This is a genomic window from Vibrio sp. 10N.222.49.C9 (assembly GCF_041474985.1).
Lineage (GTDB): Bacteria > Pseudomonadota > Gammaproteobacteria > Enterobacterales > Vibrionaceae > Vibrio > Vibrio crassostreae_C.
Window position 1 is genome coordinate 1 of record NZ_JBFRVD010000105.1, and the last position, 1358, is coordinate 1358.

Annotated in this window: 1 protein-coding gene; it reads right to left on the minus strand. The window is 32.1% G+C overall.

The genetic code is table 11. The features are described from left to right. Positions 1-158: 158 nt before the first annotated feature. Positions 159-602, minus strand: coding sequence for a hypothetical protein (locus tag AB4585_RS22135; protein ID WP_372170961.1), 444 nt, complete (start codon positions 600-602; stop codon positions 159-161). Positions 603-1358 lie beyond the last annotated feature (756 nt).

Below are 1358 nucleotides of genomic sequence, written 5' to 3' on the forward strand. Positions count from 1 at the left end.
CAAAGTATGCTCCCGCCCTGCCGTCTACCCATCGGGGTAAACTACCTACGGTACCAGCGATAGGATCGATGTTATCGGGATTAAACTCATGCTCATGTCGGTCACCTCTGAAAATATAAAGTAGTGTTTTTTCATAGCCCGCTCGAAGCTCTTTTGGGTTATGTGTCATAGTCGTGCTCTCCATCCTCAAATATGGCTGCATATTCTTCAAAGTGCTGAGCCTGCTCTTGGATATTCGCAGTTCTTTTCTCTAGCTTATTAATGATGTTGGCGTGAATTAATAAATCTCTGCGTGACAAAACATTGTTTCGATAAGCGGCATTTATTTGTTTTGTTGATTGATTAAGGTTATTAAACGCGTTAATGAACAGCTTCATATACTGAATAGATTGTTTACTCTGTACTTTATAAGTAATACCCCCTGTAGATATACATGAGAGTAAAACTGTACGTAAGTATGTTGCCAATTGTTCTTGGTTGGCTTTCTGAGCATTTTTAGAGATATATTCCCATTCTTTTTGTGTCAGCGATATTTGGATCTTCTTGTTGCGTTTTTCCCATTCCGTTTTTTTTGGCCTGCCTGATTTATTTAACGTGTTCATTTTTATTCCTTTTTTTGTTGTTATTTGCGCAGAACCTGAAAGGTTTGAGCATGTGCTTTAATTTTGATACACACATAAGAAATTTGTGTGTATCAAAATATTGCTGGCTAATCGTTCGAGTTATATTTGATTTGTTCACCTTTAATGCATTAAACGATTCAGGCACACTTTTCTTTTCTGATTGAAAGTAGATGTAATCACCACTCTTTAAGCCTTTAGGGGCAAATAATGCTTCTGAAATGAATATGCCATTAGCTTTATAGATGACCTCAGCGTAATACATTGTTGATGTGTAGTTGACTTTATTTTCTTCACAGTGTTTGTGTATTAATTCTGTAGGGGTGTCATTATATTTATTTAAATAGTTAAGTAACATTTTAATCCTGTAATTCTTAGATTTTGTTTACTTAATTATCGCACTAAATTTGTTGTTTTATTAGCTATGAATTTGTTTTTAATTTAGGAGTGTGGAGGTGGAGAATATTATTAGTTTTAAAACAGGACTTTAGAATATGACGCTTCCAATAATAATTTGAATGGTTAGTGTTTGAATAAAACTCAGTGTATAAGGAGAAAGGTTTTTTAATTAACGATTGATTATAATTTTAAAAAATTAGTAATCTTCTTTATTGATATCAAAATATTTTATTTGGCCATCATCATACGATGATGAATAAATCCAAAACTATAATTAATTGAGGTTTTATTAATTATTTTTATTAAATCTTCTAATTATTATGTTAAGTTTTTTGTATT